Genomic DNA, 14,801 nt, shown 5'->3' with positions numbered 1-14,801 from the left:
CCTGAACGGTGCCGGACACCGGAACTCACCGCACCCTTCCTGCCGTGAGGCGTGCCTGCAGCCTGTCCCACCCGGGCCCGGGGGTGGATAGCCCCGCGCGGCACTTCAGCGCGGTGATGGTAACGAGCTGACCGTCACCGGGCGAGTCGAGGACCGCGATTTCAGCTACATAGCGTCCCTCCGGCCCGCGTTCAAGATGGACAACGGCGTCCAGTGCACCAGATGCCTGCAGCGCAAGGGCACGTGAATCCAGTCCGGCGAGCGCACCAAGCGCTGCCAGCCGCGCCGGCACGGTGGCGGCAGCACTTGAATGGATGGTGCCGCCGGCGCCGTCGTGTCCCGTGTTCATGGCGGCGAGCAGTTCCCGCACTTCGGCCCCGCGGCACTCCCCCACCACCAGGCGGTCCGGACGCATCCGCATGGCCTGCCGGAGCAGGTCAGGCAAATCCACGGCACCGGCGCGTTCTATGTTGGTGTGCCTGGCCTGCAGCCCAATGACGTGGGGATGACGGGGCAGCAGCTCGGCTGCGTCCTCGATCAATACCAGCCGCTCGTCCGGTTCGCACAGCGACAACAGGCTGGAGAGCAGGGTGGTTTTCCCGGTTCCCGTGGCACCGCTGATCAGGAAATTCTGCCGGGATGCAACGATCTGCTTCAGGATGCCTGCGCACTGTGCATCCATCATTCCGGCGGCGGCAAGGTCCTCCAGAGAGAAGGTCTCCCCGGCCCTCAGCCGTATCGAGAGCAGGGTGGATCCGGTGGAGACCGGCGGCAGGACCGCGTGCACCCGGTATCCCCGAAGCTGTACGTCGGCGCACGGGCAGGAATCGTCTAATCGACGCCCGCCGGCGGCGATCAGGCGAACGGCCAGCCCCTGCAGCTCGGCCTCGGAGTCGAAGCGGACCTCTGTCCGGGCCAGTCCCGTTCCGGTATCAATCCATACTTCATGCGGGCCGTTGACCAGGATGTCCGTCAGCCCTGGAATCCGGAGCAGCGCCTGCAGCGGCCCAAGTCCCTGCAGGTCTGCATGTACCCGGTCAACGGCACGGAGCCCGCCCTCCGATCCCAGCAGCCTCCCGCTCGCATGCACCGCCGCAGCCAGCCGCGCCCCGGTGACGGGGACATCGCCGGCGAGCACGTCCTCGCGGATCTGATTCACCAGTCCCGCGGCATACGTGTCCGGGCCTTCAGGCGGCAGTATTCGGCGTGCCCGCCGCCCCGGTCCGCTCACAGCTCCCTGCCCGTTCCCGGCCCGGCTGCCGTGAGGATACGGGTGACTGCCCGGCGGATTCGTCGGCGCCGGACCTCCAGCAGCCGTCCGCCGTCGGACGCCACGGCCACGGAACGCATCCAGGGCAGATACCCCGCCAGGTCCATCCCCAGCAGGTCCGCAGCTCTAACCTCGTCCATGCCTTCCGGCAGCGGGCCGCGGACAACGGCGAAGGCCTGCGGGATGCCGGGTCCCAGACTGTTCCACCATGACCGTGCCGCCAAGAGCCGGGCCGTGCCGCCACCCACCACTGCCAGCAGCACGTCGCTCTGTTCCAGTGCCGGGGAGTGCCGCGGCGGGCAGGAACCCAGATCCAGGACAGTCAGCTCAAAGGCTGCCCGCCCCGCCTGCAGGACCGCCGGCTGCACCTCGTTCTCCAATCCCTCCGGGACGGGCTCACCGGCACCATGGCTGAGCACGGCAAATCCTCCGGCTTCAGGAAGCGCCGCGGCCAGCTGCGCCGGATTGACTGTGCCCTCGATGCCTGCCAAATCGGACCATCGCAGCCCGCCCGTCTCTACCGCGCCCAGCAGATACTCAAGCCCTCCTCCGTTGCTGCCCGCCTCGGCGAGCAGCACCTGCTGCCCGGATTCGGCAGCTTCCCTGGCCAGCAGGCAAGCCAGCGTGGAACCGCCGGCCCCGCCGAACATGCCGGCCACTCCGAGGATGCGGCCGGTGGGACTGTTGCGGCGGGCCAGATGCTCTGCCAGCCAGGCAGCGGCCTGGGGCAGGACTGCCACCCCGTCTACCCCGTACCGTGCGGACTGCCGCCATGGTTCATCCGCTTCGAAACCCACGCAGATGGTTTCTGCACTGCGGACAGCGCCGAGTGCCCGGCCCCCTCGTTCGAGCTCATGCGTGTCCACCAGCAGAATGCCCGGAGAGAACGCCAAAGCCCCGGCAAGGGTGTCAGCCGTCTCCAGCGCTATGCCCGCTGCCACAGCTATCCGCGCTACTTCGTCCTGGAGCCGCTGGTTTCGGGGCAGCACCAGCACGGCGTCCGGGCCGCCGGTCTCCGGAAAAGACTGCCGGTCCGGCTGCGCCCGCCGAGTCGGCGGGGTCCAGGGAAGAGTGTCCGTCATGTGCTCCACCATCTGTGTCCGGCGGCGGCCACAGCGCCACCGCGGGCAAGCTGGGGACAGAAGGACAGCCGAACAGCTGCCGGCCACCGGTGTGGAGGGAAAGCCAGCCAGACGCCCATCACGTAGCGCCGTCCGTTCCTGTTCCCGGAACAGGGAAGAATGAAGGCATGTACCTTGTCCTCGCTCCCGCACCCGGTGGCGCCGATGCCTGGGTCCTGCAGCCGGCCGACGCCGCGGGGGCACCCACCGCACCGGCCGCCGTCGTCCCCGGAGCGAAGCTGGCGGGCGCCGTGGCGCACGCGGAGCAGCAGCCCGTCCGCTGGGTCTGGGACCGGAGCCGGGACACCTACGGCAGGCTCCTGGCCGCAGGAATCAGCGTGGAGCGCAGCCACGACCTCACGCTGTGCCGGGAGATCCTGCGCAACTCCGAATTCGCCGCCGCAACGCCCTACATCAAGGAACTGCGGGCCCGGCGCCCGGAGGACGAACCGGACCTGGCACCCCGCCAGCTGCTGCCGGTGCCGCCGGCACCGGACCAGGGTTCCCTGTTCGAAGGGCTCGACGGCGAAGAGTCCCTCGACCCCCGCACCCGGCAGCACACCCGCACGGCCGAGGAACTCACCGAAGAGCTCCAGGACCAGCTCGCCGCCGTCGCCGGAAGCCCGGAGCGGCGCCGGCTTACCCTGCTGCTCGCGGCCGAATCAGCCGGTGGTCTGGTCGCCGCGGAAATGGAGCACGCCGGCATTCCCTGGCGCCGGGACCTGCACGAAGCCATGCTCGAAGAGCAGCTGGGCCCGCGCCCGCCGGAAGGCCAGCGCCCAGCGAAACTGGAAGCCGCGGCCGCAGAGCTGCGGACCAAACTTGGCAACCCTTCCTTCAACCCCGATTCCCCCCAGGAACTGCTGCGGGCCCTGCACCGTGCCGGCGTTGAAGTCCGCACCACCCGCACCTGGGAGCTGGAGCAGCAGAACCACCCCGCGATCGAACCGCTGCTGCGGTACAAAAAACTAGCCCGGCTGCTCTCCTCCAGCGGCTGGAACTGGCTCGATGACTGGGTGGAGAACGGCAGGTTCCGTACCGAGTATGTAGTCGGCGGCGTGGTGTCCGGACGCTGGTCCTCCCGCGGCGGCGGTGCCCTGCAGATCCCGAAATACGTCCGCGACGCCGTGCGCGCAGATCCCGGCCACAAACTCCTGGTGGCCGACGCTGCCCAGCTCGAACCGCGCGTTCTTGCCGCACTGGGCCAGGATTCGGCGCTGGCCGCCGCAGCCCGGGGCAAGGACCTGTACCAGGGCATCGCGGACCAGGGCTTTAACGGGGACAGGTCGCTGGCGAAGGTCGCAATGCTCGGCGCCATGTACGGAGCGACCAGCGGCGAAGCCGGCCGGCTGATGCCCGTCCTGACGCGCAATTATCCCCGGGCGATCGCCGTCGTGGAACGCGCCGCGCGCACCGGCGAAACCGGCGGGACGGTTTCCAGCCGGCTCGGCCGCAGCACTCCCCCGGCCTCCGAACGCTGGCTGGCCTCGCAGCGGACAGCATCGGCCGAGGAGCAGCGCCGGGCGGACAACCTCGCCCGCTCCCGGGGCCGTTTCACGCGGAACTTCGTGGTGCAGGGCACCGCTGCCGAGTGGGCGACCTGCTGGCTGGCGGGAATACGACGGCGGCTGCGGGCGGCGTCGGGGCCCTCACCGGCGGGGCGGCTCGTGTTTTTCCTGCATGACGAGGTGATGCTCGAGGTTCCTGCCGCGCGCGTCCAGGAGGCAGAGGCGATCGTCACCGAAGCGGCTGCAGAAGCTACGGAGCTGCTCTTCGGCAGGATTCCGCTGGAGTTCCCCGTGGTGTGTGCCGCCGTCGACTCCTACGCCGAGGCGAAGTAGCTACAGCGGCGGAACCATTTCACGGGTCTCGTCCCAGGGCAGGGTCCAGCCGAGCTGGTTGAAAACCTCGTCCAGCAGCAGGGCGGTGAAACCCCAGACCACCACACCGTTGACCAGGAACGCCGGCCCGCGGTGTTCCTGCGCGCCTCGGCGCAGCACGGTGGTCCGCCGGTTGGCCGGGTTCAGCAGGTCAGCAACCGGTACCCGGAACACCGAGGCGGATTCGGCTTCGTCCACCACGTCCACCGGGGTGGGTTTATCCCACCAGCCCAGGACCGGGGTGACCAGGAAGTTGCTGACCGGCAGCCCTACCTTGGGCAGGGTGCCCAGCACCCGCACGCCGCTGGGGTCCAGCCCGGTTTCCTCGTTCGCTTCGCGCAGGGCCGCGGCTATCGCATCGGCGTCGGCGGCGTCCACCCCGCCGCCCGGGAAAGCCACCTGGCCGGGGTGGTCGTTCAGGGTGGAGGCACGTTCAACGAACAGAACGTCGAGGTCGTCGGGGACCGCCTCGGAATGGAAGCGGGCGGGCTTGTTGTCCAGGACACCAAAGAGGATGAGCACCGCGGCCTCCCGGGCCACCGCCGGGTCGACGGCGCGGGTAAGGAAACGCAGGTCCCGGCCGAAGCGTCCGCCTCCGTTGCTGATTAGGCTGCCAAACGCTTCCAGTTGCGCCTGAGCGCTCATGCTTCGAGCCCGTAGCCGGCAGCCCGCAGCTGGGCCCTGGTTTCGGAGGCCATCATCCGGGCCAGCAGATCCTCGCGTCCGGGGGCAAGCTCGTACTTGAGCAGCTTCCGTGCCTTGTCCGGGTCCGTTTCGCCTTCCCCGTAGGAAGGGCAGAGCTGCGCGACGGCGCACGCACCGCAGGCGGGCTTCTTGGCGTGGCAGACCCGGCGGCCGTGGAAGACCACCCGGTTGGACAGCGGCGTCCAGTCCTTGGGCTCAAAAAGCTGCGCCACGTCCTCCTCGACCTTCACCGGATCCTTCGACTCCGTCCAGCCGAACCGGCGGGACAGGCGCAGGAAGTGGGTGTCTACCGTGATCCCGGGGACCCCGAAGGCGTTGCCGAGCACGACGTTGGCGGTTTTGCGGCCGACGCCGGCCAGCTTCACCAGGTCTTCGAGCTTGTTGGGCACCTCACCGTCGTAATCGTCAACGATCTGGGTGGCAAGCTTCTTGATCGCGGCCGACTTGGCGCGGAAGAAACCGGTGGGCCGGATCAGTTCCTGCAGCTCGGCCTCGTCCGCCTCGGCGAGGGCCCGGGCATCCGGATAGCGGGCGAACAGGACGGGGGTGACGGCGTTGACGCGCACGTCGGTGGTCTGGGCGGAGAGCACCGTGGCGATGAGCAGCTCAAAGGCGTTGGTGAAGTCCAGTTCCGCTACAGCGTAGGGGTACAGCTCCCCCAGCAGGCGGTTGATTTTCCGCGCACGCCGCTTCAGTGCCAGCGGTGAGGCATCGTTGCCGGTTGGCATCTCAGATGGTGTCCTTCGCAGTCAACGATGCCCCGGCGCTTTCGGAAGAATCCGGGCGCCGGGGCATCGGTGGGGTGGTCTGTTAGTGGCCGGAGCTGTCGTCGCTGACACGCTCGATGTTGGTCAGGTCCCGCAGGACGCCAATCCGACCGGTGCGCTTGTCCTGGACGAGGAACTCGTGGCCGCGGTCTTCCAGTCCCAGCTCCCAGTCACCCGGGTAGAACATAAACAGCGGCAGGCCGGTGCGTTCGTCGACGATCTGCCGCGGCGTGCCGACTGCGAACCAGAAGGCCTCCACCACGTTCTCATTCTCTTCGCGCGTGGCGGAGATGGACTCCTGGGACTGGGTGTTCGACGCCGCTGCCCCGCCCTGGACGGCAGGGTTCACTGTGGTGGCGGGAAGCGGATCTTCGCCGGCGGGGACAGCGGTTTCCCGCTCTGTTCCGGCCGAGCCGGTACCGCTCCCGGTTGCGTTTGTTCCCGGCGCACCGGGCATGCCCCCGTTGCCGGGGGTGCCGGCCGTGCCGGACGTGCCGGACGTGCCGGACGTGCCCGCGGTGGTGGGCGTCGCCGCAGCTCCGGCAGCGGCTGCGCCGGCCATCCCTGCACCCGTGCCGGTGCCTGCACCAGCGCCGCGTTCCGAACCAGTCTGGGCCGTTCCGGTCCGGTCACCTGACGGTGCGCCTGCTGCGCCCGCTGCGCCGTCGGACTGTCCTGCGGTGCCGGAACCGGCAGGCCCATGGCCTGCGGCGGCAGGCTGCTGCGGGGTTCCGCCGGTCGCCATGCCAGTCTGCGGAGCACCGCCCTGAACGGGCCCGGCAGGCTTGCCCTGGCCGAATACACCCGGGGCGGTGGCATCTGCAGGCTCACCGGCAGCGCCGGGCTTAGGCGCCGGTGCCGGTGCCGGCTTGGGCACCCGGATAAGCGGCTTGGCGTCCCGTGCAACGGGGTGCGCGGGGATTTCGGTGCGGGCACTGAACTCAGCCGCGAACGGCGGAATATGCGGAGCAAAGGTGGTTGCGGCCAGCAGCGCCACGGATCCGATCAGCCCAAGCAGGGAGCCGACGCTGAACACGTAGACGATCTGCAGGAAGAAGAAGATGGCGGCCAGAACCGCGATCACGGAAGCGAACTGGTCCAGGGAAAGGGACCCGACCCGCAGCCGGGTGGACGGGGCGAGCCGGCGGGCAGCGAAAAGCCCTGCCACCACCAGGGGCATAATGATGCCGATCCCGACGTAGAACAGGCTGAAAGCTGTCCACAGGTTGCGTCCGCTGCCGATGGTGAAGGGAAGGATGCTCCCGATCAGCATCACCAGCACGGCAGAGCCAACAATAACGTCACGCAGCCCGAAGGGCCCCGCTACCGCACGAACCCCTGATCCCGGTTCAGCGCCCTGCGGGCCTGCGGCATCCGCGGCAGCGCGTTCCTCGTGTTCAACGTGGGGCTGGTTCATTCTGTTCTCCGTTCCGACAGCAGCCATCCGGAAGGCGGGTGCGCCGACCGTGCAGGGCACCGCCACGGCGGCACCTCAAGCGGTTTGCTCTCAGTGACAGCCTAGTCAACGCCAGCAGGCCAGACTACCGGTTCACCCCCGTGCCGGGGCCCCGGGGCTACCGTTTATCGCATAATTACATCGTTTCACGGAGGCCGCTGTGACCGGTGCCACACCTTCGCCGCTGCCGCGTTAGGGTAAGGACAACATCACTAACAGCCCCGCCGGCCGGGCAGAAGCCCGGCCCCGGCGCCGGGTCCAAGCCAACGGAAAGGGTCCGAGATGTCTGAACAGCCTCCGGTCAAGCAGCACGGTGACGCACTGGAGAACCTCTACCACGAGCGCCGCAGCTTTCCGCCAAGCGCGGAATTCGCCGCCTCAGCCGTGGCGCAGCCCGGTCTCTACGAAGAGGCTGCCGAGTCCGGCCCTGAGTTCTGGGCCAAGCAGGCGCGCGAACTGCTCAGCTGGGATGAGGACTTCACCCAGACCCTGGACTGGAGCGACGCACCGTTCGCCAAGTGGTTCGTGGGCGGCAAGCTGAACGCTTCCTACAACGCCCTTGACCGGCATGTGGAAGAGGGCCGCGGAGACCGCGTCGCCATCTACTTTGAAGGCGAGCCAGGAGACACCCGCACCTACACGTATGCCCAGCTCACCGAGGAAGTGAAGAAAGCAGCCAACGCCTTCGAATCCCTCGGTGTCACCAAGGGCGACCGCGTAGCCGTCTACCTGCCCATGATTCCCGAAGCCGTGATCACCATGCTGGCCTGCGCGCGCATCGGAGCCGTGCATTCAGTGGTTTTCGGCGGCTTCTCTGCTGACGCCCTGCGCAGCCGCATCGACGACGCCGAGGCCAAGCTGGTCGTCACCGCTGACGGTTCCTACCGGCGGGGAAAGCCCAGCCTCCTCAAGCCGGCAGTCGATGAGTCCCTGGTGAAGGAAGGGCACACCGTCACCAACGTCGTCGTCGTCAAGCGCAACGGTGAGCCCGTCGAGTGGACCGAAGGCCGCGATCTCTGGTGGGACGACGTCGTCGGTTCCGCCGCCACCGAGCACACCCCGGTACCGCACGACTCCGAGCACCCGCTGTTCATCCTCTACACCTCCGGCACCACCGGGAAGCCGAAGGGCATCCTGCACACCACCGGCGGCTACCTGGCGCAGACTGCGTTCACCCACCGGGCTACCTTCGACCTGAAGCCGGAGAGCGACGTCTACTGGTGCACCGCCGACGTCGGCTGGGTCACCGGCCACAGCTACGTCGCCTACGCGCCGCTGGTCAACGGCGCCACGCAGCTGATGTACGAGGGCACCCCGGACACCCCGCACCAGGGACGCTGGTGGGAGCTGGTGGAGAAGTACAAGGTCTCCATCCTCTACACCGCGCCGACCGCGATCCGGACGTGCATGAAGTGGGGGCGGGACATCCCCGGCAAGTTCAACCTGGACTCCATCCGGGTGCTGGGCACGGTGGGCGAACCCATCAACCCCGAAGCGTGGATGTGGTACCGGCAGGTCATCGGTGCCAACGGCGGCAAGAAGGAAATCCCGGCACCGATCGTGGACACCTGGTGGCAGACCGAAACCGGTGCGCACATGATCGCTCCGATGCCCGGTGTGACCGCTACCAAGCCCGGCTCGGCCCAGGTTCCGGTGCCCGGCATCTCCGTGGACGTCGTTGACGAGATGGGCGAAACGGTCCCGAACGGCTCCGGCGGCTTCCTGGTGGTCAAGGAGCCGTGGCCGTCCATGCTGCGCGGCATCTGGGGAGACCCGGAACGTTTCAAGGACACCTACTGGTCCCGGTTCGACAACATGTACTTCGCGGGCGACGGCGCCAAGAAGGACGAGGACGGGGACATCTGGCTGCTGGGCCGCGTGGATGATGTGATGAACGTTTCCGGGCATCGGCTCTCCACCACGGAAATCGAATCCGCGCTGGTTAGCCATCCTTCGGTGGCTGAAGCTGCCGTGGTCGGCGCCACCGATGACACCACCGGCGAGGCAGTGGTCGCGTTCGTGATCCTGCGCGGCAGCGCCAAGGACGACGACGACATCGTCACCACGCTGCGCAACCACGTGGGCAAGGAGATCGGCCCGATCGCCAAGCCCCGGCACATCCTCGTGGTTCCCGAGCTGCCCAAGACCCGTTCCGGAAAGATCATGCGGCGCCTGCTCAAGGATGTGGCAGAAGGCCGCGAGCCGGGCGATTCAAGCACTCTGGCGGACAACACAGTGATGTCCCAGATCGCGGAGTCCCTGCGCAAGTAGGTTCCGCTCAACGCACATCGAGATAACAGAAACTGCCCGTATCGAGCCTGATACGGGCAGTTTCTGTTATCTCGTTTTGTTCGTCCCGCGGGGATAGGTGCGGATTAGCCGACGACGGCGTCCACATCCACCTCGATGTTGCCGCGGGTGGCGTTCGAGTAGGGGCACACCTGGTGGGCTTCCTGGACCAGCTTGTCCGCCATGGCCTGGTCGACGCCGGACATCTCCACGTGCAGGGCGACGGAGAGCTGGAAGCCGCCCTCTTCATTCGGGTTAATGCTGACCTCGGAGGTTACGGCGCTGTCGCTGATCTCAACCTTGGCCTGGCGGGCCACCATCTTCAGAGCTGAGTGAAAGCACGCGGCATAGCCTACGGCGAAAAGCTGCTCGGGGTTGGTGGCACCGCCGGCGCCGCCCATCTCGGTGGGAACGGCGAGGTCCACTTCCAGCAGGCCGTCGCTGGTGCGGGCCTCTCCGTTCCGGCCGTCGCCGGTAGCCGTGGCAACTGCTGTGTAAAGGGCGCTCATCGGGTTCTCCTTCAAGTTGGAAACACTTGGCATGCGAAGAGCGGAGCTTTCCGCCGTTCTGCTTGTAGACTAACTAGTAAGTCTACAAATGGCCAGTCCCTCCGGACGGCTTTCCCAGGAGATCCGAATGGCAGCACAGCAGCCCGGCGCGGCTCCGGTCCGCGAGCGCATCCTCGACGCCGCAACCGAGGCCTTCTACCGCGACGGCATCCGCGCAGTCAGCGCAGACAAGATCATTGCCGCCGCAGCGACCACCAAGGTCACCTTCTACCGCCACTTCCCCACCAAGGACGATCTGGTGGCTGCCTACCTTGACCGTCAGTCCGCACAGATCCGCACAGCAGCCGGGACGCTGCCGGAGGATCCCTGCGAGGCACTCAGGGCCCTAGCCGAGGCCATGGGCACCGAAGCGTGCCGGCCTGGATTCCGCGGCTGCCCGTTCATCAACGCCGCCGCCGAATACCCCGCCGCCGATCACCCGGTCCGGGCCGCCGTCGGGCGCCACCGGGACTGGTTCCGCGGCCTGGTGGCCGAGCTGGCAGGCCGGCTGGGGGCGCAGCACCCGGAGCTGGCCGCGGACCAGTTGATCATGCTGCGCGACGGCGCCATGGTCCACGGCTACGTGGACGACCCGGCTGCGGTCGCGGATTCTCTCCTTCAGGCCGGACGCGCCGTCCTTGAGCAGCACATTCCCGCAGACCGCTCCTAAGCCGGCGGTCCCCTGTTTCCGGCGGTTGCCTGAGCTGCCGTTCGGCGCAGGAGGGCTGCGCCCAGCGACCCAATTGGTGACGTTCGGCTCTGCGAGTGGCGAAAGTCGCACACAAATAGCACAATCAGCACTTGTGTCTACTTCCTCCACAACGGTGAACCCCGTACAGCGCTCCCGGATGGCCCGCAGGGTCGCCGGCGCATCCTTCGTCGGTACAGCACTTGAATCCTATGATTTCTACGTCTTTGGCACCGCCGCCGCCCTGATCCTCAATCGGGTGTTCTTCCCGGACGTGGACCCGCTGACCGGCACCCTGCTGGCATTCCTGTCCCTGGGCATGGGCTTCGTTGCCCGGCCACTGGGCGCCGTGCTGTTCGGCCACATCGGTGACCGGGTGGGCCGGAAGAAGTCCCTCATCTACACGATCGTCCTGATGGGCCTGGCCACCGGCGTCATCGGCCTGCTGCCTGACTATTCCGCAATCGGGGTCTGGGCCCCGGTTCTCCTGGTAGCCCTGCGGCTGCTGCAGGGCCTGGCCGTGGGCGGGGAATGGGGCGGCGCCGTCCTGATTGCGAGTGAACACGCCGAACCACGCAAACGTGCCCTCTACGCAGCCATCCCGCAGATCGGCTCACCGGTCGGCACCATCATGGTCACCGCAACCTTCCTGATCCTCACGCAGGTCTCCCCCGAAGCCATGGAAGCCGGCGTCTGGCGCATTCCGTTCCTGCTCGCGTTCCCTTTTATGGCCGTGGCGCTCTACCTGCGTCTGGCTATTGATGAGACCCCGGTCTTCAAGGACGTCGCAGAGCACCACCAGGTGGCCCGTGTTCCGGTCCTGGAGGTGCTGCGCAGCCAGCCCGCCGCCGTCGTCATTGCCATGGCCGCCGCACTGCTGGGCATCGGATCGTACTTCCTCATGACCACCTATACACAGGCCTACGGCACCACCGTCCTGGGACTGTCTGAATCCACGGTGCTCAACGCCGCACTCGTGGGCTCGGTGCTGCAGCTGGCCACCATTCCCGCCTTCGGGTGGCTGGCGACCAAAATCGGTTCGGCGAAGGTAGTTGCCGGCGGCGCCGCGGCAACAGCGCTGATTTCCTTCCCGCTGTACTACCTGATCAGCATCGCCGACCAGCCGCTGTACATCCTGACCATCCTGGTCGGCGGCATCGCCCCGACGGCAGCCTGGGCTGCGCTGGGCGGGCTGATGGCGGACCTCTTCCCTGCCCGGACCGGTTACACGGCCATGTCCCTGGCCTACAGCTTTGCGGGAATCGCCGCCGGCTTCACGCCGGCAGTGACCCAGCTCTTCTCCGAGGCTACCTCCGCAGCCTGGTGGCATCCCGGGGCGGTGCTGGCCCTGATGTCCCTGATTACCATTGCCGGCGCCCTCGCCGCGGCACGCAGGATCCGGGCACAGTCACAGACGCAGGAGGGCGCCGCGGTTGAGGCATAGTTGAATCCATGACTACCGAACGCACCCGCAACCTCCTGGTCCTGAACGGCCCCAACCTGAACCTGCTCGGCACGCGTGAACCCGCGGTTTACGGGACGGACACCCTGGATGACGTTGAGGCAGCCGCCGTAGCGGCCGCCGAAGCCCACGGCTGGACGGCGGACTGCATCCAGTCCAACCACGAGGGCGACCTGATTGACGCCATCCATGGGGCACCGGGCCTGGCCGACGCTATTGTCATCAACCCCGCCGCATACAGCCACACGTCCGTGGCGATCCGCGACGCCCTCTCCGGTGTGGGCCTGCCAGTGGTGGAGGTACACCTGAGCAACATCCACAAGCGTGAGGAGTTCCGCCACCACTCCTACGTCTCCGCAGTCGCTGAAGTGGTTATCTGCGGTGCCGGGATTGCCGGCTACCGGATGGCCGTGGACTACATTGCCGCGAAGCTGGACAACGCAGCCGGGGACGCTACTCGCTGATGCACTCCCCCGGGGAAACCGCACTGCGGTACTCCGAGGCGGCCTCGGCGATCGGCCCCAGTTCGGCCAGGGACAGCGCATAGCCGATCGGCTGGTCGCCGGTGGTCTTGGCGAACACCACACCGGCCACCTGGCCGTCGATGTCCAGCAGCGGGCCGCCGGAGTTGCCCTGCTGCACGTTCGCGGCCAGCGTGTACACCTCCAGCACCTCAGGGGAGGTCCCGTAAATGCTCCGCACGGACACATCGCCAAGGTTCTGCACGACGGCGGTCTGAAGCCGGAACGGTCCGCCTGCCGGGTAGCCTGCGAATGCCGCTGTGGTTCCGCCGGCCAGCTCGGTGCCGAGTTCCAGCGGCTCCGCAGCCAGGTTTTCCACCGCAATAACTGCCAGGTCGCGGGCCGGGTCAAAGTGCACCACCCGTCCGGGAAGCACACCGCCGCCGGGCACCTGGACCACCGGTTCGCTCACACCGGCCACCACATGGGCATTGGTAATGACCCGGTCCTCGGCCACCACGAACCCGGATCCCGTCTGGTTCTGCCCACACTGGAATGCCGTGCCGGTGATTTTCAAGACCGACGCCGAGGCCGCGGTCAGTGCCTCCGAGCTGATGCCCTCAGCGGGAAGCTCCACTGCTTCGGGGGCAGCGCCGTCGAAAATCCGCGGCAGTCCCTCATCCAGGGTGAAGGAACGCACCTGGGCCGCCACCGATTTCACCGCGTTGGGGGTAATTGAATCGATGGTCATTAGGACCTTCGAAGCAGCGATCTGCTGCGACAGGAAGGGCATGCCCAGCGTTCCGATGCTGAACGCCAGCATGGACATCACCAGGGCGGCGACCACTACGTTCAGTGCCCCGCCGAGAATCCGGTCCAGTGCCCGCAGGGGCGCGAAGTTAAACCAGCGCCGCACGGCACCGCCCAGCGCCGCCCCCGCAGCGTGGCCCACCAGGACCAGCACGACGGCGGTCGCGATCACCGCAGCCAGACGCCACCCCTCATCCGGCACCCACCCTGAGACCAGCGGAATGGCGAAGAACGCGGCGGTAGCCCCGGCGACGAAGCCCACAATGCCGCCGAGCGTTACCGCAAGCCCGTTCCGCAGCCCTGCCAGCAGGTAAAAAAGCAGGGACAGCCCCAGAATGATGTCCAGAACGGTGAATCCGAGCACAAAGAGCTCCAATATGATGTAAGTACACGTGCGGGGCGGGGAGGGTTTTCGCTTTTGCCTCCCGAGTCTAACGGTCTGCACTGACCGTTCCTTAGGCGCTGTAACGCCGCCCACAGTGGTCCGGGCGTTTTCTCATCCGAGGGCGAACAAAGCTATTACAGCTGTCACATGCCCGTTCGGTGCGGCAAGATAGTAGAAGCGACAACTATTAACAGGAGATTTCATGGATATCGAGGTATTGCGCCGCGCGCCTTTGTTCGCCTCACTGGGAGACGACGTCTTCGCCGCTCTGACCGACGAACTCACCGAGGTCGATCTGTCCCGCGGAGCCTCTGTCTTCCGCGAAGGTGACCAGGGCGACCAGCTCTATTTCATCGTGTCCGGAAAGATCAAGCTGGGGCGTTCAGCTCCTGACGGACGCGAGAACCTGCTGGCAATTCTTGGCCCGGGCGAGCTCTTCGGCGAGATGGCCCTGTTTGACCCGAGCCCCCGCACCGCCACAGCCACCGCTGTGTCTGAAACGCGTCTTGCCGGACTGCGCCACGAGAACCTGCGTGCCCTCATCGAGACGCGCCCGGAGGTGTCGGTGCAGTTGCTGCAGGCTCTGGCCCGCCGCCTGCGCCGCACCAACGAGTCCCTGGCGGACCTGGTCTTCTCGGACGTTCCGGGCCGCGTGGCCAAGGCACTGCTGGACCTCGCGGACCGCTTCGGCCGCCCCGCGACGGACGGCATCCTTGTTGCCCACGAGCTGACGCAGGAAGAACTGGCCCAGCTGGTCGGCGCTTCCCGCGAAACCGTCAACAAGGCCCTGGCCGAGTTCGTGCAGCGCGGCTGGCTGCGCCTGGAAGCACGCGCCGTCGTCATTCTGGACGTTCAGCGGCTGCGCCAGCGCTCCCGCTAGGTTTTTCCAGCACACAAGAAGGCGGGCCCCCCCCCCCCTGGGGAGGGGGGGCCGGGTTTTTTTTGAGCGGGGGCCTTGG

At 67.4% G+C, this 14,801-nt stretch carries 13 protein-coding genes; 6 read left to right on the top strand and 7 right to left on the bottom strand.

The features are described 5' to 3' along the window. Positions 1-25: 25 nt before the first annotated feature. On the bottom strand, positions 26-1,231 hold the full coding sequence (locus tag TVC13_RS01700) for a TadA family conjugal transfer-associated ATPase (protein WP_422399515.1): 1,206 nt from the start codon (positions 1,229-1,231) through the stop codon (positions 26-28). Continuing rightward, positions 1,228-2,352 carry a septum site-determining protein Ssd gene (ssd, locus tag TVC13_RS01695; protein ID WP_422399514.1) on the bottom strand — a complete coding sequence of 375 codons (1,125 nt, stop codon included), beginning with the start codon at positions 2,350-2,352 and terminating at the stop codon, positions 1,228-1,230. Before ssd ends, TVC13_RS01700 begins: the two co-directional genes overlap by 4 nt. A 167-nt stretch (positions 2,353-2,519) precedes the next feature. On the opposite strand from ssd, the gene TVC13_RS01690 reads away from it, so the two are divergent. Next, the gene (locus TVC13_RS01690; RefSeq protein ID WP_422399513.1) at positions 2,520-4,232 is read left to right on the top strand and encodes a bifunctional 3'-5' exonuclease/DNA polymerase; all 1,713 of its coding nucleotides are present in this window, start codon (positions 2,520-2,522) and stop codon (positions 4,230-4,232) included. On the opposite strand, the gene TVC13_RS01685 is transcribed toward TVC13_RS01690, so the two are convergent. The 3 genes from TVC13_RS01685 to TVC13_RS01675 form a co-directional block, all read right to left on the bottom strand. Continuing rightward, positions 4,233-4,916 carry an NUDIX hydrolase gene (locus TVC13_RS01685; RefSeq protein WP_422399512.1) on the bottom strand — a complete coding sequence of 228 codons (684 nt, stop codon included), beginning with the start codon at positions 4,914-4,916 and terminating at the stop codon, positions 4,233-4,235. After that, positions 4,913-5,704, bottom strand: coding sequence for an endonuclease III (nth, locus tag TVC13_RS01680; protein ID WP_422399511.1), 792 nt, complete (start codon positions 5,702-5,704; stop codon positions 4,913-4,915). The genes TVC13_RS01685 and nth overlap by 4 nt, the downstream gene beginning before the upstream one ends. 82 nt (positions 5,705-5,786) lie before the next feature. Then, positions 5,787-7,160, bottom strand: a complete 1,374-nt coding sequence (locus TVC13_RS01675) for a hypothetical protein (protein ID WP_422399510.1) — start codon at positions 7,158-7,160, stop codon at positions 5,787-5,789. 321 nt (positions 7,161-7,481) lie between these two features. On the opposite strand from TVC13_RS01675, the gene acs reads away from it, so the two are divergent. After that, positions 7,482-9,470: an acetate--CoA ligase gene (gene acs / locus TVC13_RS01670; protein ID WP_422399509.1), complete on the top strand. Its 1,989-nt coding sequence runs from the start codon at positions 7,482-7,484 to the stop codon at positions 9,468-9,470. Positions 9,471-9,574: 104 nt separating this feature from the next. Here the strand turns inward: acs and TVC13_RS01665 are convergent, their stop codons facing one another. After that, positions 9,575-9,997 (bottom strand): organic hydroperoxide resistance protein, encoded by a 423-nt coding sequence (locus tag TVC13_RS01665; protein WP_422399508.1) that lies wholly within the window; start codon positions 9,995-9,997, stop codon positions 9,575-9,577. Positions 9,998-10,124: 127 nt separating this feature from the next. Here TVC13_RS01665 and TVC13_RS01660 point away from each other — a divergent pair, with 127 nt between their 5' ends. From TVC13_RS01660 to aroQ, 3 genes are all read left to right on the top strand, one after another. Beyond that, positions 10,125-10,706, top strand: coding sequence for a TetR/AcrR family transcriptional regulator (locus tag TVC13_RS01660; RefSeq protein ID WP_422399507.1), 582 nt, complete (start codon positions 10,125-10,127; stop codon positions 10,704-10,706). A gap of 133 nt (positions 10,707-10,839) precedes the next feature. Further along, positions 10,840-12,168 (top strand): MFS transporter, encoded by a 1,329-nt coding sequence (locus tag TVC13_RS01655; RefSeq protein WP_422399506.1) that lies wholly within the window; start codon positions 10,840-10,842, stop codon positions 12,166-12,168. Positions 12,169-12,176: 8 nt separating this feature from the next. Beyond that, entirely contained in the window at positions 12,177-12,650 is a 474-nt protein-coding gene (gene aroQ / locus TVC13_RS01650; RefSeq protein WP_422399505.1) for a type II 3-dehydroquinate dehydratase, read from the top strand. Here the strand turns inward: aroQ and TVC13_RS01645 are convergent. Then, positions 12,640-13,821, bottom strand: a complete 1,182-nt coding sequence (locus tag TVC13_RS01645; RefSeq protein ID WP_422399504.1) for a MarP family serine protease — start codon at positions 13,819-13,821, stop codon at positions 12,640-12,642. The two genes, aroQ and TVC13_RS01645, sit on opposite strands and share 11 nt — an antisense overlap. A 223-nt stretch (positions 13,822-14,044) precedes the next feature. Between TVC13_RS01645 and TVC13_RS01640 the strand changes: the two genes are divergently transcribed. Further along, positions 14,045-14,722: a Crp/Fnr family transcriptional regulator gene (locus TVC13_RS01640; RefSeq protein WP_055239104.1), complete on the top strand. Its 678-nt coding sequence runs from the start codon at positions 14,045-14,047 to the stop codon at positions 14,720-14,722. Positions 14,723-14,801: the final 79 nt, after the last annotated feature.

This window comes from Arthrobacter sp. 3Tela_A (genome assembly GCF_049311025.1).
Classification (GTDB): Bacteria; Actinomycetota; Actinomycetes; order Actinomycetales; family Micrococcaceae; genus Arthrobacter_B.
The sequence above is the reverse complement of the archived record's forward strand: the minus strand, read 5'-3'. Positions and strand labels throughout refer to the sequence as shown.